General features: G+C 60.1%; 20 protein-coding genes. 9 read left to right on the plus strand and 11 right to left on the minus strand.

Going from position 1 to position 23,700, the window contains the following annotated elements; translation table 11 throughout:
- Positions 1 to 19: 19 nt before the first annotated feature.
- Genes VM554_12665 through VM554_12685 form a run of 5 tightly spaced genes read left to right on the plus strand, consistent with a single transcriptional unit; the run spans position 20 to position 6,148 of the window.
- On the plus strand, positions 20 to 1,582 hold the full coding sequence (locus VM554_12665) for a hypothetical protein (GenBank protein ID HVJ09226.1): 1,563 nt from the start codon (positions 20 to 22) through the stop codon (positions 1,580 to 1,582).
- 40 nt (positions 1,583 to 1,622) lie between these two features.
- Positions 1,623 to 3,263 (plus strand): tetratricopeptide repeat protein, encoded by a 1,641-nt coding sequence (locus tag VM554_12670; protein HVJ09227.1) that lies wholly within the window; start codon positions 1,623 to 1,625, stop codon positions 3,261 to 3,263.
- A complete protein-coding gene (locus VM554_12675) occupies positions 3,260 to 4,615 on the plus strand; it encodes a nodulation protein NfeD (protein HVJ09228.1) in 1,356 nt (451 codons plus the stop codon). Before VM554_12670 ends, VM554_12675 begins: the two co-directional genes overlap by 4 nt.
- Before the next feature lie 40 nt (positions 4,616 to 4,655).
- Positions 4,656 to 5,450, plus strand: a complete 795-nt coding sequence (locus VM554_12680; GenBank protein HVJ09229.1) for a slipin family protein — start codon at positions 4,656 to 4,658, stop codon at positions 5,448 to 5,450.
- Positions 5,447 to 6,148 carry an SPOR domain-containing protein gene (locus tag VM554_12685; protein ID HVJ09230.1) on the plus strand — a complete coding sequence of 234 codons (702 nt, stop codon included), beginning with the start codon at positions 5,447 to 5,449 and terminating at the stop codon, positions 6,146 to 6,148. Before VM554_12680 ends, VM554_12685 begins: the two co-directional genes overlap by 4 nt.
- Here VM554_12685 and VM554_12690 read toward each other — a convergent pair.
- From VM554_12690 to VM554_12730, 9 genes are all read right to left on the minus strand, one after another.
- Positions 6,141 to 6,881, minus strand: a complete 741-nt coding sequence (locus tag VM554_12690) for a lysophospholipid acyltransferase family protein (GenBank protein ID HVJ09231.1) — start codon at positions 6,879 to 6,881, stop codon at positions 6,141 to 6,143. The two genes, VM554_12685 and VM554_12690, sit on opposite strands and share 8 nt — an antisense overlap.
- Before the next feature lie 44 nt (positions 6,882 to 6,925).
- The gene (mpl, locus tag VM554_12695; GenBank protein HVJ09232.1) at positions 6,926 to 8,374 is read right to left on the minus strand and encodes a UDP-N-acetylmuramate:L-alanyl-gamma-D-glutamyl-meso-diaminopimelate ligase; all 1,449 of its coding nucleotides are present in this window, start codon (positions 8,372 to 8,374) and stop codon (positions 6,926 to 6,928) included.
- Positions 8,374 to 9,318: an LD-carboxypeptidase gene (locus VM554_12700; protein HVJ09233.1), complete on the minus strand. Its 945-nt coding sequence runs from the start codon at positions 9,316 to 9,318 to the stop codon at positions 8,374 to 8,376. The genes mpl and VM554_12700 overlap by 1 nt, the downstream gene beginning before the upstream one ends.
- On the minus strand, positions 9,319 to 10,128 hold the full coding sequence (gene dapF, locus VM554_12705; protein HVJ09234.1) for a diaminopimelate epimerase: 810 nt from the start codon (positions 10,126 to 10,128) through the stop codon (positions 9,319 to 9,321).
- On the minus strand, positions 10,125 to 10,844 hold the full coding sequence (locus tag VM554_12710; protein ID HVJ09235.1) for an MgtC/SapB family protein: 720 nt from the start codon (positions 10,842 to 10,844) through the stop codon (positions 10,125 to 10,127). Before VM554_12710 ends, dapF begins: the two co-directional genes overlap by 4 nt.
- 27 nt (positions 10,845 to 10,871) lie before the next feature.
- Complete coding sequence (locus tag VM554_12715) at positions 10,872 to 12,509, minus strand: hypothetical protein (GenBank protein HVJ09236.1); 1,638 nt, start codon at positions 12,507 to 12,509, stop codon at positions 10,872 to 10,874.
- Positions 12,502 to 13,437, minus strand: coding sequence for a PfkB family carbohydrate kinase (locus tag VM554_12720; GenBank protein HVJ09237.1), 936 nt, complete (start codon positions 13,435 to 13,437; stop codon positions 12,502 to 12,504). The genes VM554_12715 and VM554_12720 overlap by 8 nt, the downstream gene beginning before the upstream one ends.
- A 27-nt stretch (positions 13,438 to 13,464) precedes the next feature.
- Positions 13,465 to 14,340: an S-methyl-5'-thioadenosine phosphorylase gene (gene mtnP, locus VM554_12725; protein ID HVJ09238.1), complete on the minus strand. Its 876-nt coding sequence runs from the start codon at positions 14,338 to 14,340 to the stop codon at positions 13,465 to 13,467.
- A gap of 87 nt (positions 14,341 to 14,427) precedes the next feature.
- Complete coding sequence (locus VM554_12730; GenBank protein ID HVJ09239.1) at positions 14,428 to 16,029, minus strand: hypothetical protein; 1,602 nt, start codon at positions 16,027 to 16,029, stop codon at positions 14,428 to 14,430.
- A 75-nt stretch (positions 16,030 to 16,104) separates the two neighbouring features.
- Between VM554_12730 and VM554_12735 the strand changes: the two genes are divergently transcribed.
- The 4 genes from VM554_12735 to VM554_12750 all read left to right on the plus strand — a co-directional run bounded on the left by VM554_12735 (position 16,105) and on the right by VM554_12750 (position 19,712).
- Complete coding sequence (locus VM554_12735) at positions 16,105 to 17,223, plus strand: hypothetical protein (GenBank protein ID HVJ09240.1); 1,119 nt, start codon at positions 16,105 to 16,107, stop codon at positions 17,221 to 17,223.
- Positions 17,224 to 17,346: 123 nt separating this feature from the next.
- Positions 17,347 to 17,961: a DUF1844 domain-containing protein gene (locus VM554_12740; protein ID HVJ09241.1), complete on the plus strand. Its 615-nt coding sequence runs from the start codon at positions 17,347 to 17,349 to the stop codon at positions 17,959 to 17,961.
- 24 nt (positions 17,962 to 17,985) lie between these two features.
- A complete protein-coding gene (locus tag VM554_12745) occupies positions 17,986 to 18,744 on the plus strand; it encodes an MBL fold metallo-hydrolase (GenBank protein HVJ09242.1) in 759 nt (252 codons plus the stop codon).
- Positions 18,745 to 18,746: 2 nt separating this feature from the next.
- Positions 18,747 to 19,712, plus strand: a complete 966-nt coding sequence (locus tag VM554_12750) for a bifunctional riboflavin kinase/FAD synthetase (GenBank protein ID HVJ09243.1) — start codon at positions 18,747 to 18,749, stop codon at positions 19,710 to 19,712.
- 7 nt (positions 19,713 to 19,719) lie between these two features.
- Here VM554_12750 and VM554_12755 read toward each other — a convergent pair whose 3' ends face one another.
- Together VM554_12755 and VM554_12760 are read right to left on the minus strand one after the other, a co-directional pair.
- Positions 19,720 to 22,134 (minus strand): PBP1A family penicillin-binding protein, encoded by a 2,415-nt coding sequence (locus VM554_12755; protein HVJ09244.1) that lies wholly within the window; start codon positions 22,132 to 22,134, stop codon positions 19,720 to 19,722.
- Between the two features lie 113 nt (positions 22,135 to 22,247).
- Positions 22,248 to 23,450 carry a S41 family peptidase gene (locus VM554_12760; GenBank protein ID HVJ09245.1) on the minus strand — a complete coding sequence of 401 codons (1,203 nt, stop codon included), beginning with the start codon at positions 23,448 to 23,450 and terminating at the stop codon, positions 22,248 to 22,250.
- Between the last annotated feature and the right edge of the window lie 250 nt (positions 23,451 to 23,700).

The raw sequence follows: 23,700 nt of genomic DNA on the forward strand, positions 1-23,700 counted from the left end.
TCTGAAACTCGAGCCGCCATTGGATCGTCCGCTGCCTCTATGGATCGTCTTCCCCGTGATCTTTATTGCGGTCTATCTCTCACACGCGGCGCTTCTGCGGCTCCCCTACTATTGGGATGAGGCGGGCTATTACATTCCCGCAGCCTACGACTTCCTGCGGACGGGATCCCTGATTCCCTCTACCACGCTGTCGAATGCGCATCCCCCTCTTCCCTCTCTCTACCTCGCTCTCTGGTGGAAGACCTCCGGCTTTATTCCTGCGGTCACCCGCACGGCCATGTGTATGGTGGCGGCCCTGGCTCTGCTGGCGGTTTATGGACTGGCGCTCAGGCTGAACCACCGCCCCGGAGTGGCCATCTGGACCACCTTGCTGACCGGGCTCTACCCGGTATGGTTTGCGCAAAGCACCATGGCGCACGCCGACCTGTTTGCGGCTGCCGCTACCCTCTGGGCGCTCAACTTCGTCCTTCTGCCCCTGCCCACAAGAAGGCAACTCTGGGCGGGGACAGGTTTTTTCGCGCTGGCCGCTCTGGCAAAAGAGACCGCCATCATTACGCCTCTCGCCCTGGTCCTCTACCAAGCCGTCCAGGCCCTGCGGGGAGAGGCGAATCTGCGGCTGAAGAGGCTGGCAAACGCCGCAATCCTGCTGTTTCCTCTGCTGCCCCTCGCCATTTGGTATGCCTACCACCGCGCGCGCACCGGATATATCTTTGGCAATCCGGAGTACCTCCGCTACAACGCTACCTCTACCCTTACGCCGCTGCGGGTTCTGGTTGCGTTCGGGCATCGCACCATGCAGCTCACCGCGCACATGAACCTCTTTGTTCCGGTGCTGTGCATGCTTGCAGCAATGCTGCTCGATCCGCTGCGCGAAGACGACGGAGAACTGCGTCCGCGCATTCCGCTGCCATCTCAGGCGCGAATCTACGTTGTGCTGCTGGCCAATGCGGTGGGCTTTTCCCTGCTGGGCGGAGCGCTACTCACGCGCTACCTGCTGCCCATGTACCCCCTGGTGCTGCTGCTGGCAGTTTCCACCTTTCGCCGCCGTGTCCGCTACTGGCAGGCCCTTTGCGCCCTGAGTGCGCTGGCCTTCCTTCTGGCGCTCTTCATCAATCCGCCCTATCGTTTCGCGCCGGAAGATAACCTGGCGTACCGCGATGTCATCCTGCTGCACCAGCAGGCGGTTCGTCAGATCGCCCTCCATGCCCACGATGCCACGGTTCTGACCGCGTGGCCGGCAAGCGACGAACTCAGCAAGCCGGAGATTGGATACGTTCGCAAGCCGATACGCACCTTCACAATCGACAACTTCTCCGCCGCAGAGCTTGCCAAGGCCGCAGCCCAGCCCGGTTCCTATTCCGCAGCTTTTGTCTTCTCTACCAAATACGATCCTCCCCACCTTCCTCTGAATCTAGGAGCAAGGAATGAGGCTCTGGACGAGCGTTACTTTGGCTTCCATCACGATCTTTCGCCAGATGAGATCGCCCGGCTGTTGGGCGGAAGAGTAATCTGGCGCGGAGAGCGCGACGGGCAATGGGCTGCGGTTCTTCAGTTTGACCGGACCGGACCCTCTCAGCAGTAATCCCGGCGCAGGCCCGCCGGGGCACTATAATCACCTTGACGTGAGGCCTCTTCAACCAATTCGCTCCATCCTGTCGACGCTGCTGTTCGCGGCGTTGTGCCTGTCTGCTGCCGCGCAAAATGCAGCGAACTCCGCAGCAGCCGCGATGCCCCGCAATGGACGGCTGCTCCTGGTGATGCCGTTCGACAACCGCTCCTCGCAGTCCAATCTGGACTGGATCGGCGAATCGATGCCGGAGGTGCTGAATCAACGGCTTACCTCGGCGGGTTTCCTTCCCATCACCCGCACCGATCGGCTCTATGCGCTCGATCACCTGGGATTGCCGGAGAACTTTCGGCCTTCGCGGGCAAGCATGCTCCGCATGGCGCAGACCCTCGATGCAGACTACGTCATCTACGGCACCTATACCCTCGACGGCAGCACGCTCAAAGCGACCGCGCAAATTCTTGATGTTGCGGGGTTAAAGCTCGGACAGCCCATCGAGCAACAGGCCGAACTCCCGCATTTGATCGACCTCTTGAATAGCCTCGCGTGGCGCACCGCCCGGCAACTCGATCCCAGCTACTCCGTAGCGGAACAGAGCTTTGTCGCAGCAAATTCGGATATCCGGCTGGATGCCTTCGAGAATTACATCCGAGGACTAGTCGAAGCGCAGTACGCTGAGCGGATTCGGCACCTGAAAGAGGCGGTCCGGCTGAACCCGCGCTTTTATGCCGCATGGCTGACCCTGGGCAGAGCCTACTTCGCCCACCAGGATTTCGAGCTGGCGTACACCACGCTTGGCAAGCTGCCGAAGAATGACTCGCATGCGCTGGAAGCGCAGTTCTATCGCGGTCTCGCGCTCTTCTATACCGGTAACTACGCCAAGGCGGAGGATGCCTTCGCCTTCGTTGCCGCCATGCTTCCCCTGCCCGAGGTGGTGAACGATGAAGGGGTGGCGGCCAGCAGGCATGGCCGCGATGGCGGCCCGCTGTTTGAACAGGCGATCGCAATCGATCCCAAAGACCCTGACTACCACTTCAACCTCGCGGTAAGCATGCGACGCCGCAACAATCTCGCTGGCGCGCAGCACGAGATCGAGATAGCCGGGAAACTGCGGCCGTCCGACTCCGAGATTCAGTCCGTGGCGGCTCTCCTTAAATCGGAGCCTGCCCGGGTGGTTCCGACGAAAGCCTACCCCGGAGCCCCGGAGAGCGACCCGCCCTCGGAACCGCTGGAGCGGATCAAGCGCGGATACAACGAAGCATCGTTCCATCAGGCTGCGTTTGAGCTCGAGCAGGTGCAGGCCATGCAACTCGCCACCCTGCCCGCTGCCGATCGCGCCAAGGCTCTCACCCGGCAGGGCACCCTGTTCCTGAATCGCGGATTCGTTCTCGAGGCTGAGCGCCAGTTCCTGGATGCGGTCAAGGCCGATCCCTCCAGCGCGTCCGCCCATGCCGGCCTCGCACAGGTGCGCGAGCATAGCGGAGATCCGGCGGCTGCGCGCGAGGAAGCCCAGAAATCCCTCTCCCTCCAACCCAATGTCACCGCCTATCTCGTGCTGGGACGGCTGGATCTGGCCGCAAATCAGCTCCCTCAGGCCACCACCGACGTCAAAGAAGCTCTTCGCGTAGAACCTGCCAATCCAGAGGCTCGCGCCCTGCTGCAGGCAATAGATTCGAGAGGCCAGAAACTGCCATGAGACATGGAAGCAGAATTGTCCTGTTCCGGCTGCTAATGACGGCGCTGTTCCTGACATTCTGTTTTCCTGCCGTTCTCCGTGCCGCGTCCCCCGCCGATTCCGGTCGGCACATCGTCCTGCTGCGAATTCACGATACCGTCCAGCCGATGAGCGATGAATACCTTCAGCGAGGCCTGAAGAGCGCCGCTGACACCCGCGCCGAGGCCGTTGTGGTGGAGCTCGATACGCCAGGCGGCCTGCTGGATTCCACCCGCGATATGGTTCGAGGGATTCTCGACTCGCCGGTGCCGGTCCTCGTCTTTGTTGGGCCATCCGGCAGCCGCGCGGCATCAGCCGGTTTCTTCCTGCTGGAGGCGGCAGACATTGCTGCCATGGCTCCCGGCACCAATACCGGGGCCGCGCACCCCGTTGTAGAGATCGGGAAGGTCGACCCCATCATGAAGCAGAAGGTTGAGAACGACGTTACCGCCTTTCTTCGCTCCTATGTGGGCCAGCGCAAGCGCAATGCCGAGGCGGCCAACGCGGCGGTAATGGAGTCCAAATCCTATACTGCGGAAGAGGCGCGCCAGCTCAACCTTATCGACGTCGTCGCACCCACCACCGAGGAACTGCTGCGAGCCGTGGATGGCCGCACCATTACCCGCTTCAACGGGCAGACGGTTACCCTCCATACCCACGGAGCATCGATTCTCCCGATCGAGCCTACACTGCGGGAGAATATTCTCGATCGCCTCATGGACCCGAACCTCGCGCTGCTCATCCTGGTGGTCGGGGCGCTGCTCATTTATCTGGAATTCAATACCCCGGGGACGATCGTTCCCGGAGCAATCGGCACCTTGCTGGTGCTGCTGGCGCTCTTCGCGCTCAATCTGCTGCCGGTTCGCTATATGGCGGTGCTCCTCATTGTCGCGGCCTTCACCCTCATGCTGCTGGAGGTCAAGTTCGCCAGCCACGGAGTGCTTGCGGGCGTGGCCATCCTGTGCCTGATCTTCGGTGCCCTCACGCTGGTAGCCGGTCCGATCCCCGAATTGCGCGTCCATCCAGCGACAGCCATCGCCGCCGGATTCGCCTTCGGACTGATAACCGTCTTCCTCGTCCGGCTGGCAATCCGCGCACGAAGGTCCAAGTCACGTACCGGAGTCGACGCCCTGCTTGGCGAGGTTGGAGTGGCGATGCAGCCGCTCGAGCCCAGCGGGCAAGTCCTTGTCCATGGCGAGTTATGGCAGTCCGAGAGTCCCGACCCCATCCAGAAGGGCGAGCAGGTCCGCGTCCGAGGGGTACGTGACCTTACGTTATTAGTGGAGCGGGTTCCCTCCAGCCAATCCGCGGTCGTTTCCTCCCATCACGGCTGATACGCTGCGGTACAATCCGTGCTGAGCGAGGCTCATGGAAATGGATACTCTAGGAATACCCGGCCTGATCGTTGTCGCTGTCATCATCCTCTATCTCCTCAACTCCATCAAAATCCTCAGGGAATATGAGAGAGGCGTGATCTTTCGGCTGGGCAGAGTATTGCCCGAACCCAAAGGCCCCGGCATCATCCTTGTCTTCCGCCCCTTCGACTCGATGGTCCGCATCTCGCTCCGGCAGGAAGTGCTCGAAGTGCCGCCCCAGGACGTGATCACCCGCGACAATGTAACCATCAAGGTGAATGCGGTCATCACGTTACGCGTGCTCAACCCCTCGCGGGCCGTTATCGAAGTCAGTAACTACGTCTACCAGACCTCCCAGTTTGCCCAGACAACCTTGCGGTCCGTGCTGGGTGAAGTGGAGCTCGACGAGCTTCTCTCGCATCGCGACAGCCTCAACATGCGCATTCAGACGATCATCGACCAGCGCACCGAGCCCTGGGGCGTCAAGGTTGTCAGTGTCGAAGTAAAACAAGTTGACCTGCCGGAATCCATGCTGCGCGCCATGGCCAAGCAAGCCGAGGCAGAGCGCGAAAAGCGCGCCAAGGTGATCCATGCCGAGGGTGAGTACTCCGCCGCGCAGCGGCTGGTGGACGCCGCCGCACTGCTGGCCACGCAGCCCGTCACCCTGCAACTTCGTTATCTGCAAACGCTGACTGAGATCGGAGTCGAGAAGAATACGACCATCGTCTTCCCGCTTCCCATCGAGATTATGTCTCTACTCAACAGGTTTGCCGGCAGCACGCACAGTCCGGATCACCCGGAGAAACAAGGATGAACACCATTTTCGAAACAGAAGAACGCGAAGACCGCCAGGATTCCGAGTTCACACTCAGCACCGGAACCATACTGGGCATCTTCTTTGGACTAGTTGTCGTTTGCGGAGTGTTTTTCGGCTTCGGATACTCCATGGGCAGGCGCGCAGCGGAAGCGAAGGCAGCAGCAGCCCAGACCGCCGCGACCACGGAGACTGCCGCAACCACCGTTACCCGGCCCAAGCCCTCCGCGCTCGAGGTGCTCCCACCGCAGACCCAGGCGGCCACCACACCTCCCGATGAAACCGCAGCCCCAACCCCGGCCGCACCAGCCGAGGATGCCAACTCCGCCAGTGTCGAACCGGCTGCCGCGCCGAAACCACGGCCAGCACCGCGCTTGATCGCCGCTGCCGCACCTGTGACGCCACCAGCATCGCGGCCAGCGTCCACGGCGGTACAGTCCCCCAGAGCTATTGCCAGGCCAGTCGCACAAACCCAGGGCCAAACCCAGAGCATGGTACAGATTGCCGCTGTATCCCACGCGGAAGATGCCGACGCGCTCGTAGCAGCGCTCAGAAAACATGGATATGTTGTCTCTGTTCGCAGTGAACCGCAGGACAAGTTGATGCACGTGCAGATTGGCCCCTTCGGCAGCCATGCGGACGCTGTGGCCATGCGCCAGAAGCTTCTCTCCGACGGCTACAACGCCATCATCAAGTAGTCTCCATGCGGGGGCTCGCGCTCGGCTCCCGCATCCACTCCGGCAGAGATGAGGCAACCGCATCTCGCGTTGCGCTCATTAAAGCCTCGCGGCTCGCAAAGTCCTTTGGCCACAATGGCTCATGAAAGCGAACGTGTGCCGTGCCCGGAATAACGCTCTTGCTCCCGACGGGCATCAGCTTCTCCGTTCCCCATATTGAGACCGGAATAACCGGAGCGCCACTGTCCATTGCCAGGTAGAATGGCCCTTTTTTGAAGGACATCAGCCGCCCATCCCGCGAACGCGTGCCCTCCACAAATGTGGTGATGTGAATGCCCTCCCCCAGCAGTCGGGCAGCAGTGTGCACGCTCTCCCGTGCACTGTCCAGCCGTCCCGCGCGGTCAACCGGGATAAAGTCAGCAAGCTTCATTCCCAGGCCCAGCAGCGGAATCTTCATCAGGGATCGCTTCAGAAAAATCGAGGTCCTGCCCGGAATCGCCCCCACCAGCACTGGCGGATCCATGTTTGATATGTGATTCGACATGAAGATGCAGGCTTGATTTGCCGGCACATGCTCGCAGCCTTGCACATCGGTCTCGATCCCTACCAGATGCAACCCCGTGCGCACCAACCACAGAGACATGCGATAAAGGGGCATGATGTCCCCGCTCAGCAGTCGCCAGGGGATGCCAATGGCCGCAACTGGAACAGCAAGAATGGAATACCAAAGAAGCAGGATAATTGCACGAATCATTTGATCTGGCAGCTCTACTATCTAGCCTAACAGCAACCTTTGTGTCACTGCTTCCCGGCCAGTTGGCGCAGGCGTCGCGGCAGCTTTTCATAGATCCCATCGAAGCCGCCATTCGACAAAATTGCCACTACATCTCCAGCCCGCACTTGCGGCGCAATCGCTTCGACAATCTCATCGGCGTTGGCATGCAACTCCGCCGGATGACCGGCTTCGCGTAACCGCTGCACGATGATCTCAGGATGCAAACGCTCTGCCGCCGGGATGCTCTCCTGCTTGAAGATCTGCGCCAGCACGACTTCATCCGCGAGCATCAGGCTCTCCACCAGTTCGCGTTCGAATACATTGCGGCGAAGCGTATTCGATCGCGGCTCAAGGATGGCCCAAAGCCTCGCCCCTGGATACGACGCACGCAGGGCCTTCAGCGTCTCGCGAATGGCAGTAGGATGGTGGGCAAAGTCGTCGATAATCGTCACCCCATGCACGACTGCCTTCACTTCCAGGCGGCGCTTCACGCTTTCGAATGTAGCCAGGGCCTCCGCGATCGAAGCCACATCGATTCCCTGTCCATAGGCCAGCGCCGCGGCAGCCGTGGCGTTCAGCGCATTATGCTCGCCAGCCATGCCCAATGACAGCTCGGCCCACGGCTCACCCGCGTGCAACAGGCTCCAGTGAGTGCGCCCGTCCACGTGGCGGAAGTCGGTTAGACGCCAGAGGGAATCGGCTTGAAATCCATATCGCTCGACAGGGCACAACGCACGGCTCACACATTCGGTAACATTCGCGCTGTTGTCGTATGCCACAATGCGTCCCCGCCCGGGAACCAGGTTCACCAGCCGCTTGAACGCTGTCTTTACGGCTTCCAGATCACGGTAGATATCGGCATGGTCAAACTCCACATGCGTCAGGATCAGCCCATCCGGAAAGTAGTGCATGAACTTCGGCCCCTTGTCGAAGAATGCTGTATCGTACTCATCGCCTTCGATCACAAATGGTCGTGTAGACCGCAGTTGGAAACTGGTATGAAAATTCTCCGCCACGCCTCCAATAAGAAATGAGGGAGCCAGCTCCGGCCGCCTGCGCGAAGCTACCTCGTAGATCCAGGCCAGCATGCTGGTCGTCGTCGTTTTGCCATGCGTCCCAGCCACCACCAACGAGTCGCGTCCCCGCAGAAAATGATCGTGAATGCTGGCTGCCAGCGAGGCGAACGGGATTCGCTCATTCAGCAGATACTCCACCTCTACGTTGCCCCTCGAGAGTGCATTGCCCACAATTACAAGATCGGGATGCGGCTCCAGGTTCGCAACCGCGTACGGCTGCGACACTGGAATGCCCAGCTCCGCCAGCAATTCACTCATCGGCGGATAGACCGCGCTGTCCGAGCCCGTCACCCGGTGTCCCAGCAGTTGCAGCAATCCGGCAAGTGAAGCCATTGCCGTACCGCAGATTCCAATCAGATGAATGTGTTTTTTAGCAATGTGAGTTTCAGAGGACATCAGTGTTTTCGATTTACCGCCGGCTCCAGCAGTTGAAGCATCGGCTCTCCTTCCAGATTCAATTCCGCTGTCACGCCCAGCGGCAAAGTAACATTGCCATGCGAAACATGGCCTGCGCGCAGACCGATCGCAATCGGCCCCTCAATCGAACGCAGCACCTGCAGGATCACTTCATCCAACAGTCCTGGGTCGGCTCCCGGAGAAACGCAGTCCAGCATCTCTCCAAAGATCACGCCAGTCACTCCATCCAGCTTTCCGCCCAGCAGCATCTGGCGCAGCATGCGATCCACCTGGTAAGGCTTGGCGGCAACATCTTCCAGAAACAGCAGCTTGCCTTCGGTGTGGGGCGCATAGTGCGTGCCCATCGCAGCCGTCAGGATACTCAGGCAGCCGCCGTAGAGCGTGCCCTTCGCAGTTCCCTTCCGCAGAACGCGCAAGCCGTGCGCGGGCCCGTAGCAGGCACGCTCTCCAGCGAGAACCGCGCGGAAGCTCTCCAGATCGACGCCATTGTCCGCGGCAAAATCTGCGGAAAGCATCGGCCCATAAAACCCCGGTAAGCCAACCTGATCGAGCAGCCAGGTTTGCAGTGCAGTCAGGTCGCTGTAACCGATAAGCGGCTTGGGATTGCGCCGGATAAGCTCAAGGTCAAGCCCCGCCAGCAAATAATTGGATCCGTAACCGCCACGGCTACAAAGGATCGCCGCCACTTCGTCATCCTGAAATGCAGCATGCAAATCCTGCAACCTCTGCTCCGCCGTGCCGGCAAAATAGGGACGCGCCTTCGACAACAGATGCTCACCGCGCTTCACCTTGTATCCCTGCTGCTCCAGAAATGCAATCGCACGCGCAATGCGCTCCGGACGCGGATGGCTTGCTGGAGATACGAGGGCGATCGTGCACCCTGGCGTGACTGCTGGTGGCTTTCGATTCGGCTGATCGCCCATCTACCAGGATTCTCCCCTGGCAATAAGCTCCGCTGGTCCGGTCAACACGATCTCCGCGTCGCGCTCCGGCCACTCCACCTGCTGCGTACCCCCCGGAGCGTGCACGCTCAACTTGCGGTGGACGTTTCGCAAAACCATGCTAGCCGCGGAGGTGGCACAGGTTCCGGTTCCCGAGGAAGTCGTCGGTCCGACTCCGCGTTCAAAGATGCGAATCTCAATCTCATCTGGACTCACGATGCGAACAAACTCCACATTGGTCTGCCGGGGAAAATCCGCGTGATGGCAGATCTCCTCGCCGATGCGCTGCCAGGGCTTTCCCTGCACCGTGAATTCCAAATTCTCTACGAAGATCACAAAGTGAGGATTGCCCGTGGAAACCACAGCGCCCTCAATTCGCTCGCCGGTTGCAAGCTCTACCGCACGAGCCTCAACCGTTGGCACCCCCATGCGCGAGGCAATCTGGAAATGAGGAGTCTTCGCTGCAATCAGGAAACACTCCCGCAGCCCCGCTTCCGTTTCAATCCTGAGCGATTCTCCCGCGTGGGCTCCTTTGCTGTGGGCCATCCACGCCGCCACGCATCGCGTACCGTTGCCGGAAATCTCCGCTATCGAGCCATCGGCGTTGTAGAGCGTGATCCTGCCGGAGCGCTCGCCCGTCCACTCGAAATATTCGACGCCGTCGGCTCCGATGCCCGTGTTCCGCGAGCAGAGCCGTTGTGCCACTTCGCGTTGTGCAACTGATTCCACATCGCGGCTTTCGACAATCAAAAAATCGTTGCCGCATGCATGTGCTTTGGTAAATGGAATCACTCTTCCTCCGGATCGCGAAATGTCAACACCTCGTCGATCGACTTCTTTGCGCGCAAGGACTGTTGCAGTCCCAGGTGCTGTTTACTGGTTGCTACGACGGGAAAGGAGATGCGATGCACCTGGTCGAAGTTATCCTGCTGCACGTCGAACAGTCTCCGATTCTCGGAATCCATCGCTTCCAGGATCTCTCCCATCATGCGGGTATTGTCCTTCCCGCGAGCCTCATAAATCAGCGGATACACCTTGAGATTGAAGCGCCCCTCCAGCAATCCCACCGACTCCAGCGCAATCAACACCACGGCAGTCGCCAATATCGCGGGAAGATAAAGGCCAGCGCCACACGCCATTCCGATGGAAGCAACCACGAAGACTGTCGCTGCGCTCGTCATCCCGCTGATGCGATTACGATTGTGCAGGATCAGACCCGCGCCAAGAAAACCTATGCCCTGCACGATATTCGACGCCACGCGCCCCTTATCGGGATTGGATTCCCCCGCCAGCACGACGGAGAGAAACGTGAAGAGCGCACAGCCAAAGCAGATCAGCAGATTCGTCCGCAGACCCGACGGCTTGTGGCGGAACTCGCGATCAAATCCGATAGCCGCGCCCAGCAGCGAGGCCACCAGAAGCCTGCTCATCGCTCCGCCGGCAAGCACCACCTGCTGCAGTTGATCGAAGCGGAAACCATGGCCGAGTTGAACCAACGCTATGAGCATCTCAGCATTCCATTCAGCGTGATGCTATCACTGTCCCGGGGCCGCTGGCGCCACTGGAGTATCCACTTGAGAACGATAAACCCTGGCGCAGGGCTGCCCCGTGGAACAGGTGACACTCATCAGCTCCAGGTGGTCAGGATGCAGCTTGATCGCCTTGTCCACCACATCGCCATCGGTCGCAACCACCCACCGCGCCGACTCTGCCGGCTTCTCCAGCGCCGGTTTGAAGCGGTAATAGTCCGTTTCGTTGATCGTCCGGCGCAGCGGAATCGCCGCCTGTTGCAATGCCCCTACATGCTCCGAGGTATACATCAGGATAAGTCCGTCCGGCGGCAACGATCGAAGCGCATCCGCCAGCGCACCCTCGAAAGGGATGCGGGTACGCGAGTTTGCAATAGCCTCCTGGAGAACAATGGGTCTTGCATGCAGCAGCGCCGCCGAATTTGCCAGGATCAGCAGGATCATCGTGGCATATACCCATTGGCCGGCCTTTGGAGAGCGCGCCTGAACCCAACTCAGCAGCCAACTCGCCGCGAAGGCAGCAAACAGCGCAAAGACCGGCAGCATTTCCATCCCGTAGCGCGTGTTGTACCAGGAGAAAGGCCACCATACCGGGATGAAGATCGGAACCGATCCGTAGGCGATCGAGTAAGCATAAAACGGCAGCGGAATCCACAACAGCAGCGCCGCCCCAATCGCCCGCGAACGCGCATATAGCGCCAACCCGGTGCCAGCCACAGACAGCCACAACAGCTTGTTGGCCCAGCGGATGGGTACAGCGTCAAGTTCGGCGGCCTTCAGAAAATGCAGCGCCGCCACCCGCATGCTGTGCCACCCCGGATAATGCGGCGATCCCGGAGTCGCGGTTCGCAGTTCGATTGCGCGCGCCGAGTAGGGTCCGCGCATGAAGTCCAGCGGATCCCCGAACTGTCTCGCGTTGTACGCCAGCCACAATGCGGGTGCGGCTCCCAGCATCACGGTGAACAGGATGAAACTGCCCATCACCGGCTCACGCAGTTTGTGCTGCCTCCATAGCGCAATGGCTACAACCAGCCACGCGAAGCTGGCATAAATCCACCCGTCGTAACGGGTGTAGACAGCCGCTACCAGCACCAGCCCTGCAGCGATGAGGAGGCGGTCGGCTCGCCGTCCAGCTTCTCCGCTATCCAGTTCCAGGCAGAACTCCGCAACCAGCAGCGCGACCCAGATCATCTCTGCCAGGAAGAGCGGCTCGGTCATCGCAGTGGATTGCAGATACAGCAAGCCAGGATTCAACGCGAAAAACGCCAGCGCCAGCAGAGAAACGCGCGGCGCCAGCCACAACCGCGCAAGCCGATAGATCCCCACACAGCCCGCGATGTAGCAGGCCATCGATGGAAACGCTCCGGCAGCACCGTTCTGCCACCAGTCCATCCGCTGCACGAAAGGGATCAGCAGGAGATGCGGCAGCGGCAGCCAGACGGAACCTAGCTGCCGAAAGCCTGGATTCATCGAGTCAAAGACGCGGCGAGCGATGTGCAGGTGCGCCACCGCATCGCCGTAGAGCAACAGCAAATGATGTTCGAAGCAATAGTCAAACGCAACAAGAGCGAGCGCCGTTGCGGCCACCAGTACCGGAAGCCATTCGCGGCGCTGCGATCGCCGGTCTGCCTCCGTGCTACTCAAGGTGACTGAGTCCGCGGAAAAGCCCGAACCGCTGATCGATCTCGGCACGGTCCAGCGACTGCAGCCGCTCCGTTCCGAAGCGCTCGACCGCAAACGATCCCATCACTCCGCCATAAAACATCGCCGTCTTAAAGACGAGAGGGGTCAGCCTGGGCTGCGAAGCCAGATAGCCGAAGAAACCGCCCGCAAAGGAATCGCCTGCTCCGGTCGGATCCATAACCTTGGACAGCGGCAATGCCGGCGCACGAAATGGCAGCGTCACAACCTCGGTCCCCTCGGGAAACGAGCGATCGCTGAAGAAGGCCGTGGCTCCGTATTCGCCATGTTTCACAATCAGCGTCTTCGGGCCCATCTCGAGAATCTGGCGGGCAGCGCCCACAAGATTGTCATTCTTCGCCAGCATCCTGGCTTCCGTGTCGTTGATCAACAGGGCATCCAGGCCCTTGAGTACGCGGGCCAGCTTGTCTTGATGTCCGGTGATCCAGTAGTTCATGGTGTCGCCGCCCACCATGCGCACGCCCGACATCTGGCTGCGCACGTTTTCCTGCAGCACAGGATCGATGTTTGCGAGAAACAGAAATTCGCTGTCCTCGTATGCCGCCGGAATCTTCGGCGAGAATCTCTCGAAGACATTGAGTTCCGTCTTGAGCGTCTGCGCCTCATTCAGGTTCTGCATGTAGGAGCCGGTCCAGTGGAAGCTCCGCCCATTGGCCCGCTCCAACCCCGACGTATCGACGCCACGATTGGTCAGTACGGCTTCGTTCTCTTTGGAAAAGTCTTCGCCCACCACGGCGATGACGCGAACCGGCGCAAAGTAACTGGCCGCCAGAGAGAAATAGGTAGCCGCGCCTCCCAGGCAGTTCTCCACACGGCCGTGCGGAGTCTCAATACTGTCAAACGCAACACTTCCGACTACAAGAATCGCCATTGCTTCTCCCGATTTACTGGTGCGCGTTTACTGGTGCACGGGAAGATACTTCCCGATGATCAATTCCAACTTTTCCCGCGTGGCCTGGGGTACTGCATCCGCATGAGTCAGGATGGCGTACTGCAGTGCCGTGGCGCAGGCACAGGTACGCTCCCGAGGCATCGCCGCCACCGCAGCGCGCACCACCTTAGCTGCATTCGTCGCGTTCTGGTTCAACACGGCTACAATCTGCTCCACCGTCACGGCATCGTGCGATTCATGCCAGCAGTCGTAGTCGGTCACCATTGCCATCGTCGCGTAGCAGATCTCCGCCTCACGCGCCAGCTTCGCCTCCTGCAGATTCGTCATGCCTACCACATCTGCACCCCAGCTTCGGTACAGGTTGGATTCCGCGCGGGTAGAGAATTGCGGCCCCTCCATGCAGACATACGTGCCGCCGGGTTTGCCCACAACTCCCACACTCCTGCAGGCATCGACAAATACCCCGGAGACGGTGGCGCATACCGGGTCGCCAAATGCAACGTGGCCCACGATCCCGTCTCCAAAGAACGTCGCATTGCGGAGAAACGTGCGATCGATGAACTGATCGGGCATGACAAAATCGGTGGGCTTATGCTCTTCCCTGAGCGAGCCTACTGCCGAGACTGAGAGAATACGCTCGACTCCGAGCTGCTTCATCGCGTGGATATTCGCGCGGAAGTTCAATTCTGATGGCAGCAGGCGATGTCCGCGGCCATGCCTGGCCAGAAACGCAACCTTGCGTCCTTCCAGCTCGCCCAGCACAAATGCATCCGATGGATCGCCAAAAGGAGTACGGATCCGCTCTTCATGGATCGCCGTCAGTCCCGGCATCGAGTACAGACCGCTGCCGCCGATAATCCCAATCTCCGCCTGTTGCAACATCACACTCCGCCGCTCTCTCCTGTAACGGAAAGGCGGATTGAATTAGAAAGAAGGAACGTTTCAGTATAACAACCGAGGCGGAGAACCTCAGTGCATCAAGCCCGCACGCATCATCCCGCATCCCCCCAGAAAACGGCGCAGGAATGAGGTCAGATCCTCCCGCCGCAAGCTCGAAGCATCCGCCATGCGGAGTTGCTCGCCCTGCTGCGCGCCCGTCAGCAGAAGCTCCAGCTTGCGCGCCAGCGCCAGGTCGAAGCTCTCGCTGATAAAGACCTGCCTGCCGGTCACCACGATCAGCGCCGGGCCTTCGCTTGTGTGGTAGATCTGCTCTCCGTGCGGTGTATCGCTCTCACTGTCCAGTGATACGCCGGAGTACTTCACGCCCAGTTCCTTGGCGTACATGGTGGCAAAAGCCTGCGCCGCCTCTTCCGTCTTCCAGTTGGAGAAATACAGAGTGCTCAGCGATTTTGTCGACGCCTTCTCCTCCGGCGTGTGGGCGCTCTTTCTCTGCGCCGCATAGTACAAGCCGCCATCCCACGCCGGCGTCAGCGCACGCGAGACCGCCGGCCCGCCAAACAGCTCAGTAAGAATCCGCACGTCAAGTTGCCCCATCACTCCAACATCGTAAGGGTCGTAATCCGCGTCCACCAGACCGTGAATATCGGGCATGCGCAGCAGCGGAATCTTCTGCGCCGCCTCGTAGGCATGCGGATTCATAACTTCATAGCTGGTCGAGGGCGGATGATCCAGCACCCCTGCAAACGCCGCCTCCACTCCGCGATCCTGCAACATGGCCGTTTCAAACTTCAGCCCATCCCTGTAAGGGAAAAGCAGTTCCTGCTGCAGCAGGAGTGGAGCCCGCGCCAGCACGGGCGAGTCGGCTGCATCATCCATTTGATCCATCCGATCCTCGACCTCCCGGCCTGCGGTCAACAGAGTCTTGCCCGTCGGCTTCAATTGCCAGTCGAGAAATACAGCCATCGCCTGCCCTTCCAGTACGGCATCGCGAGCTGTATCCGTTTCGTCCACCGCCAGATGCTGATTGTCCTCCGCCACCGTATGCGAGAGCCCGGTCTGCGTCTTCGATTGCCACTTTTCCAGATTCACCCGCTGATCCTGCAGGGCGTGGGTCAATTCGTGCGCCAGCACGGACTTCTGCTCCTCCGGCTCAATCCAGTCGAGCAGGTTCACCGTCTTCGTCTTGTCATCGTAGTAGCCCGCAACCTGCTCCTTCAGCAGGCTGACGAGGAACGGCCCTAGCTGGAAGTCCCGATCGATCAGCCCAAACTTCTTCAAAACAATTTCGCCGCGCTGCATCCGCTTCGCGTCTTCATCGTTCTTCAGCTTCTCCAGGATGTATTGCTCCACCGCCTCGCGGGTCGTCAGGCGCCTCTTAACCTTGCTCCGAATGGGGAGCTTGCTGTCCTCCGATGAGAAACGCAGAATCTCATCCACTGAGCGGAAAAGCTCCTTCGCCTGCTGCGGTGAGATCTTCCTGTCGTGCGGGGGCTGTCTGCTGTCCGGCTTGGTCTGGGCTGGGCTGGCCTGGTCCGGCTTTGGCTGCGCAGTTGGTGCGCCCTGCTGTGGAACGGGTACCGCTGTCTGCGCCAGCACAAACATCTGCGCGCCCGTCAGCTCGAACCCGAGTATCGCAGCACCGGCAACGGCGCCTATCTTCTTCCAATTCATTCCCAGAAACCTTCCTTGCCCTCGTCCGCAGCCATATTCATTCTGCAAGGCTATAATCTAGTTGTATTTTCCGCTATGAGCGATTCCATCCCCACTTCTAACGAAGCAACAATCGCCGAGCCCGTCGCCAGGCCAACACCTCTGGCAGAGTTCCTGCGGAGCAATGCACCTGCGCTCGAACTACGCACCTATCAAGGCGCCATAACCCCTCTGGTATTTGACGATGCAAACCAGGAAGCAGAGTCGGCCCTGCGCTCCGCCGCCGCAATGGACCTCGGCTGGCTGGCTCGTATCGCCGTTACCGGCAAAGATCGTGCCCGCTGGCTCTCCGGAATGACCACCAATGCCGTCAAGACCCTCGTCGAGGGCACCGGGAACTACAGCTTCGTGCTGAACGCACAGGGCCGAATTCAGGGCGATATATATACCTTTCAGGAGCAGGACCGGCTCGTGCTGGAAACCTCCGCGAACCAGGTCGACCGGCTCACCCAGCATCTTGACCACTTCATCATCATGGATGATGTGGAACTCGCGCCTCTGGCTGAACTTACGGCGCTGGGCGTTGTCGGACCGTCAGCCGCGGCGGTTCTGAGCAAGCTCGGTTTTGATGCTGCGCAACTGCAGCCGCTCGAAGAGCGCCCGTGGGTCTGGAACGGGATTCCGATAACCGTAGTGCGTTCTTATAGCGTGCTGATACCGCGCTTTGAGCTGTGGTTTGCCGCCGGGCACGTGGCTTCTATCTGGACAGCCTTGCTGGAGAACGGCTGCCGTCCCTGTGGTCTAGAGGCGGTCGAGACCCTGCGCATCGTCGAAGGCATCCCCGCGTACGGAATCGATATTCAAGAGAAGCATCTGGCACAGGAGACCTCGCAAACCCGGGCACTCAATTTTTCCAAGGGCTGCTACCTTGGCCAGGAGATTGTGGAGCGCATCCGTTCCCGCGCCAACATTCATCGCGCCCTGCGCGCCTTTGCCCTGCAAGGCGCAACTCCGGCGCCAGGCGCGGAGTTGCGCTCTGGAGACAAGGCGGTTGGAAATATCACCAGCGTGGCAACTCTCACGCTCAACGGCACGCCCCGGGCTTTTGCCCTGGGGACGGTTCGCCTGGATGCCATTGGCCCGGATGCAACCCTCGAGTACGACGGCGGCACCGCGGCTCCGCTGGAGAAGCCGCCGGAGATCGGAGCCGTCTGATTTCGCGAGATTGAGTCGGATCGCACAATCACGGCGTGGTCCATCCTGCCATAGATCAAAACCGGGAAGAATCCTGTACGAAGAAGATCGAAAATAATCCGTTTCGAAGAATGGACAAGAATCATGGATGAAAAAGAGTCCCAGTTCACCGTTACCGACCGGCGCAAGTTCACGCTAGAGGGGGAGCTCCGCGACGAAGCCAGCTTGCCCCCGGAAGAGCCCGTTGCTGAATCGAAGCCAGCGCCTTCTCCTGCTGCGGCAGAAAAGCCAGCGCGCGGACCACAACTCGTCACCTCTGCGCCCACAGAACCGGCCGCTGAACACGAAGAGGATGGCTCCGAAGTAGGGCCACCGCCGACGGCGCAGGAAACCGCTGAGCAGCACGCCGCTTACCAGCAATCCTCCCGCGTGCTCGACAAGATGATCCAGGACGCGAATCCCGGAATGCCCGCTTCCGAAGAAGCAACCTTTGAACAACTGGTGCAGTCGATCTATCTCTCCGCGATCGTGCAGATGGGCGGAGCCACCAAGCCCGGCGAGCAGCCACGGGTCGACATCGTAGGCGCGCGCCAGAACATCGATATCCTTGGAATCCTCGTCGACAAGACAAAGGGCAACCTCACCGACCGGGAGTCGCACCTTCTGCAAAACGCTCTCTTCGATCTGCGCATGATGTTCCTGGAGCTGACCAACGCCATCGCAGCGCAGGCTACCCAACCACCCACTGGTAAGAAATAGCTAAGCGGATTTATGGAAGCAGTGATGACAATTCTTGGCAGTGGCACTTCGATGGGTGTGCCCACCCTCGGTTGCGACTGCCGCGTCTGCACCTCCTCCGACGCGCGGGACCGCCGGACGCGCCCCTCCGTCTCCATTCGCTGGGAGAACCACTGTATCCTGATCGACACCGGTCCGGACTTCCGGGAGCAGGCATTGCGCGAAGGCATCCGCGATATTGACGCCATCCTCTATACCCACTCCCACGCAGACCACATCCTGGGACTCGATGACCTGCGCCCCCTCAGCTTTCGCAACAAACACAAGATCCCTCTCTATGCGGACGAGGCTACCGCCAGCACACTGGAGAAGGTCTTCGACTATACCTTTGCAGTCGACGCCAAGTATCCCAATCGCGCCCGCGTGGAACTCAACCGCATCCAGGGCGCAATCGACCTCTTCGGGGTTCCCTTTCAGCCCATCCCCCTCCTGCACGGAGAAATGCAGGTAACCGGCTTCCGCTTTGGCAATGCCGCCTACCTGACGGACATGAACCACATCCCCGACAGCAGCCTGCCGCTGCTGCAAGACCTCGATGTAGCGATCCTCGACGCGCTGCGGCACACACCGCACCCCAGCCACTCCACGCTCTCCCAGTCGATTGCATGGGCCAACCTCCTCAAGCCGCGCATGACATACTTCACCCATATGTCCCACGACATCCTCCACGCGGAGACCGAAAGCAATTTAGCGCCGAACATACGGCTGGCCTATGACGGCCTGCAGATTCCCTTCGAAATCTAACCATGCTGATATTCCGCAGCCTCGCTGAGATACCTCCCGGCTTTGGTCCCTGCGTCGTGAGCGTAGGCAACTTCGACGGCGTGCATCGCGGTCATCGCTGGGTTCTGGAGCAGGTCAAGGAGCGCGCCCGCACACTCGCGGCACGTTCCATTGCAGTTACCTTTGATCCGCATCCGACCTGCATCCTGCGGCCCGAACGTGCTCCCCGTCTCATCACCCCGCTCGAAGCACGGCTCGAATTGCTGGCCGCCACGGAGATTGACGCCGTACTGGTGATCCCTTTCACGCAGGAGCTGTCCAGCATGTCTGCCGTGGAGTTCGCGCAATCCGTTCTTTGCGAGAAGCTGGCGGCGGTCGAGGTTCATGAGGGTTCGAATTTTCGCTTTGGGCATCGTGCCCAGGCGGGAGTCGATGAGTTGCGCGAATTAGGCCGCAGCCTCGGATTTCAGGTGCGCGTGTACGAAGCGCTCCACCGCCGCGGCATGGTCATCTCCAGCAGCACGGTTCGCAGCCTGATTGCAGCCGGAGATGTACGGCAGGCCCGCAGCCTGCTGGGGCATCCATTTTTTGTCCGGTCCACACCGGCGCGCGGGCGCGGGATCGGCGGCAAACTCCTCGTACCCACAGTGAACCTGGCGGAGTATAACGAACTGCTGCCGGCCTTCGGCGTCTACATCACCTGCCTGCGTATTCAGGATCGGCTCTTTGAAGCGGTGACGAACGTCGGCAATCGGCCCACCTTCGGGCCCGACTCCTTCGCCGTCGAGTCTCACATCCTCAACTTCCAACCCGTTGCCCTGGACGAAACAACTCCGCTGGAGCTGAGCTTTTTCGATCGGCTGCGAGAAGAGAAGCAGTGGCCCTCGCCTGACGCCCTGCGCGCCCAGATTATGCGGGACGTCGCCCAGGCACAACGCTACTTCCGCCTGGCCAATCAATATCGCCGGAATCACTCCCGCGCCCTCTAAGCCTAACTCAGCGGACCGGGACGCTATGCACCGCTGCAACATGGCGCAGAGCAGGCGGATGCGCTGCAGCCGTCCGCCCCGAGGCAACAGGTTTGGGAGAAATGGGCCGCGTCGGGACTGGCGCCACGTTCTTCCCACCCGAAGTACCTGGCTTCTTTGCCGGTAGAGCCGTCGTTGGCGCAGCCGCTTTATTGAGTAAGGGTGCTCCAGCCGACTTGCTTCGCTCCTCCGAGGGGAAGACCTCGTCATCCTTGCCGGCGATCGCCGCCTTCATAAACTGCATCCAGATCGGCAGTGCGGCTCGTGCGCCCGTCTCCTTGTCGCCCAGCGACTGGCGGCTGTCATAGCCAACCCACACGCCGCAGGTAACGGAAGGAGAGAAGCCAAGAAACCAGGCATCGGTAAAGTCGTTGGTCGTGCCCGTCTTGCCTCCAAGGGGATGATTGAGAGACGCCGCAGCTCCTGCTGTTCCCCCATGCACGACCTCTTTCAGCATCACCATCATCAATCTCGCCGTTTTGGCGCTCGTCGCCTCGGAAACCTGCGGCAAATCCTCCATCAATGTCATTCCATCGGCATTGGTCACCTTGCGGATCAGCCGCGGCGCAATACGGATGCCGTCATTCGGAAAACTGCTGTACGCGGCAACCTGCTCTTCGAGCGTCACCTCCACCGACCCCAGTGCCACCGGCAGAAATGCTGGAATGTTGCTGGTAATGCCGAACCGGTGTGCCACCTCGATCACACGGCGGATGCCAACGCGATCCGCCAGCTTCAGCGCCGGAATGTTGCGCGAGTCCGCAAAGGCGTGCAGCAGCGAGATCGAGCCCAGATACTTGCCGTCATAGTTGTGCGGAGTATAGGAGCCAAAGCTCACCGGGCTGTCGGAGATGGAGTCCTCCGGCCGCGCACCCTCCTCCACCGCAGCCGTATAAACATAGGGCTTGAACGAGGAGCCCGTTTGCCGCTGCGCCTGGGTCGCACGGTTGAACTGCGACAGGTTGAAGTCACGTCCGCCCACCATCGCGAGCACATCGCCGGATGCATTATCCATCGCGAAGAGCGAGCCCTCCGTGCCCGAATCCTGTTCGAGCGTTCCCTTCAGCGGGCCTGCCGCCGGCAGAGTGTCGCTCAGGTGTACGTAAAGAATGTCGCCGGGGCGCAAAAATGTGTCCGCTGTCTTCTGACCGGTCCACGCCCAATCCTCCGGCGTCAGCAAGACCTCCTGCGATCCGACCTTCGCCGTTACCTGGTAGGGCAGGACGGAGGTAGCCAGCGCATGCACATACCCCCCAGCCTCCGGCGGCATCACCCAGTCCGGATGCTTAAAGTCCTCCAGCGAAATGCCGCCCGCGATGGTGTTGAGCAGATGGCCGTTCCATCCATGGCGGCGCTCATAGGCCGCAAGGCCATCCTGCACCGCACGGTTCGCGATTCTTTGCAGATCGAGATCGAGCGTGGTGTAGACACGCAGTCCCGCCTCATGCACTTCATCCGCGCCCAGCTTCTTCTCCAGCTCCCTGCGCACATCCTCCACAAACCACGGCGCCACTGAATTCGGCGGAGACTGCACGTGCAGCCCCAGCGGCTCAGCCTTGGCGGCATTCGCCTGCGCCGTCGTAATGGCCCCGTCTTCCAGCATCGCGTTGATCACCATGTTCCTGCGACGCAGGGCGCGGTCTGGATTGAGGATCGGTGAATAGCCCACCGGACCCTTCGGAAGCCCTGCCAGCAATGCGGCCTCGGGCAAAGTCAGATCCTTGGCATGCTTGCTGAAGTAGAACTCCGATGCTGCCTCAAATCCGTACATCCCATGCCCCAGATAAATCTGGTTCGCGTACAGAGTGAAGATCTGCTGCTTGGTAAACGACCGCTCAATCTGGATCGAGAGAAAGACTTCCTGCATCTTGCGCCCTACGCGGCGCTCGGAGGAGAGAAACAGATTCCTCGCCAGTTGCATGGTCAGCGTGGAAGCGCCCTGCGCGCGATTGCTGGACGTAAGGTCGTGATAAGCCGCGCCGATCACTCGAAAGACATTGATGCCCCAATGGCTCTCAAAATTCTTGTCTTCAATGGAGATGACGGCTTGGCGAAGTACCGGGGCAAAGTCCCCATAATTCACCACAACACGACGCTCCAGCGCAAAGGATCCGAAGATGCGGCCGTGTACGTCGTAAAGATCCGTAGTTGTGTTTGGACGGTAGCGCTCCAGCTCGTCTATCTGCGGCAGATCGGCGGAGTAGACCATCATCAGGCCGCCCAGCACGCCCACCAGCGCCGCCAGAACCAGCAGCACCGCGAGAGCTATGTTGCCTGCGATCTTTTTTCGGCCGCGGCCTTCCGCCCGTGCGGGCGGACGAAAGCGTCTAGGCTGGGAGCCGGGTCCAGCACCAGGCCGGGGAACTTGGTCAGTGGATTTCAAGGGGACGTCCGTTAAAGCCGAGGATAGCACGCAGGCGACTGTGAAACATCGTCCATCTCCCTGCGGACTCTAGCTGTTTACCCCTGCCGCCGGAGCGGTTTCCCGAAGCCGCTCTATGTGTTCTTCTGCTTCAGCAGCTCCAGCGCCTTGTTCAGTTGATCGTCTGCCTTGGGACCAGTCTGCGGCGGCACATCCTCTGCCCTGTCGTCCTGATCCAGACTCGACGCCACGACGACATTCGGAGTCACAGCTTCATCCTGAATCTTTTTGCCGGAAGGGGATGCATACTTTGCCACCGATACGATCACAGCAGCCCCATTCTGCATCTCGATCGTCTTTTGGATCGATCCCTCTCCGAAGGTCCGGTCTCCAACAACATCGCCCCGCTTGTTATCCAGAATTGCCCCTGCAACAATCTCGCCGGGGCCCGCCGTACCATGATTCACGACGACCGCCAGCGGCGCTGCGGTGATGAACTTCGAGCTCTCTGCCACAAAGGTCTGCTTGGCAAACTTCTGGCCTTCAAGAGTTGCGATTGTGCCGTTTTGCAGAAACGCGTTTGCCAGGCGAATCGCCTGGTCGCTGTCGCCCTCGGCCACGTCGCGCAGGTCGAGCACTACCTTCTTGTTGCCGTTCTTGCCCATCGCCCGCAGACGTGCTTCCATTTCGGAGACGCGCTCCTTCGTCAGCACCGATGGCTTCAGGTAAAGAATGCTGCTGTTCTCATACTGCTGTTCGCCCAGTGCGGGAACGACCTCAGCCGTCCGTGTCAACGTGACCTTTTCCGGTTCCGCCTTGCGTGGCCGCACCACGGAGAAGGTGACGCTGGTGCCCGGCTTGCCCTCAAGCATCAAACGGATCATCGCCAGCGACATCTCGCGCGTAGACTGGTCGCCAATTGATTCGATAATGTCGCCGTCCCCGATCTGTTGCTTTTCTGCCGGGCTTCCCGGAACAACAGAGACGACGGTTGCATAGCCGAAACGCTTGGACAGGTTGATCCCCACCTGCGCCGTGCCTTCGCTCAAGTGCTGCTTGTAAGTCTTGTACTCATCCGGGGTCAGATAGCTGGAGTCTGCGTCCAGGGACTCCAGAAGCCCATGCAAGGCCCCATTCGTCACTTTTCCGATGTTTGGCTCCGACACGTAGTCGCTCTGAATCTTCTTGAGGACTTCGCTGTAGACCTCCATCTCTTTGTAGGCGCCATCCTTCTCCGTGCCGGCGCGAACACCGCTGGGGCCGAAGCTGCCAAGAAATACGAAGAATACGAGGGCCACCGAGATGGCGAGGACAGAACGCTTGAAACTCTTGGACATGGTTTCGCTCAGAGCCCAGCAAGGGCCATTCCCTGAATCATACCGCACCTTGGTTACAGGAGGTTTCCGCGCTTTTCGCCGCGTGGAAACCGTCACAGCTATTGCAACAATCCCCCAAGGAAGCTGCAACCACAAAGGCTCAAGACATCCAGTCCAATCCGTTCTGTCAAACCTTTGTATTGCCTCACTTAAGCGAGGCACTCCTTTTCCCGGCCCCATTTCCGGTTCCAGTTTCCCTGCCCCAGTTTCC

The sequence above is a fragment of the Acidisarcina sp. genome (assembly GCA_035539175.1).
In the GTDB taxonomy this organism is placed as follows: Bacteria; Acidobacteriota; Terriglobia; order Terriglobales; family Acidobacteriaceae; genus JANXZS01.

What these genes read in the sequence shown, in the direction of transcription:
- VM554_12745 (HVJ09242.1), top strand. Translation starts at nt 17,986, where the DNA reads ATGACAATTCTTGGCAGTGGCACTTCGATGGGTGTGCCCACCCTCGGT.
- VM554_12740 (HVJ09241.1), top strand. Translation starts at nt 17,347, where the DNA reads ATGGATGAAAAAGAGTCCCAGTTCACCGTTACCGACCGGCGCAAGTTC.
- VM554_12690 (HVJ09231.1), bottom strand. Translation starts at nt 6,881, where the DNA reads ATGATTCGTGCAATTATCCTGCTTCTTTGGTATTCCATTCTTGCTGTT.
- VM554_12680 (HVJ09229.1), top strand. Translation starts at nt 4,656, where the DNA reads ATGGATACTCTAGGAATACCCGGCCTGATCGTTGTCGCTGTCATCATC.
- VM554_12685 (HVJ09230.1), top strand. Translation starts at nt 5,447, where the DNA reads ATGAACACCATTTTCGAAACAGAAGAACGCGAAGACCGCCAGGATTCC.
- VM554_12700 (HVJ09233.1), bottom strand. Translation starts at nt 9,318, where the DNA reads ATGGGCGATCAGCCGAATCGAAAGCCACCAGCAGTCACGCCAGGGTGC.
- mtnP (HVJ09238.1), bottom strand. Translation starts at nt 14,340, where the DNA reads ATGTTGCAACAGGCGGAGATTGGGATTATCGGCGGCAGCGGTCTGTAC.
- VM554_12720 (HVJ09237.1), bottom strand. Translation starts at nt 13,437, where the DNA reads ATGGCGATTCTTGTAGTCGGAAGTGTTGCGTTTGACAGTATTGAGACT.
- VM554_12730 (HVJ09239.1), bottom strand. Translation starts at nt 16,029, where the DNA reads ATGAATTGGAAGAAGATAGGCGCCGTTGCCGGTGCTGCGATACTCGGG.
- VM554_12710 (HVJ09235.1), bottom strand. Translation starts at nt 10,844, where the DNA reads ATGCTCATAGCGTTGGTTCAACTCGGCCATGGTTTCCGCTTCGATCAA.
- mpl (HVJ09232.1), bottom strand. Translation starts at nt 8,374, where the DNA reads ATGTCCTCTGAAACTCACATTGCTAAAAAACACATTCATCTGATTGGA.
- VM554_12750 (HVJ09243.1), top strand. Translation starts at nt 18,747, where the DNA reads ATGCTGATATTCCGCAGCCTCGCTGAGATACCTCCCGGCTTTGGTCCC.
- VM554_12675 (HVJ09228.1), top strand. Translation starts at nt 3,260, where the DNA reads ATGAGACATGGAAGCAGAATTGTCCTGTTCCGGCTGCTAATGACGGCG.
- VM554_12735 (HVJ09240.1), top strand. Translation starts at nt 16,105, where the DNA reads ATGAGCGATTCCATCCCCACTTCTAACGAAGCAACAATCGCCGAGCCC.
- VM554_12760 (HVJ09245.1), bottom strand. Translation starts at nt 23,450, where the DNA reads ATGTCCAAGAGTTTCAAGCGTTCTGTCCTCGCCATCTCGGTGGCCCTC.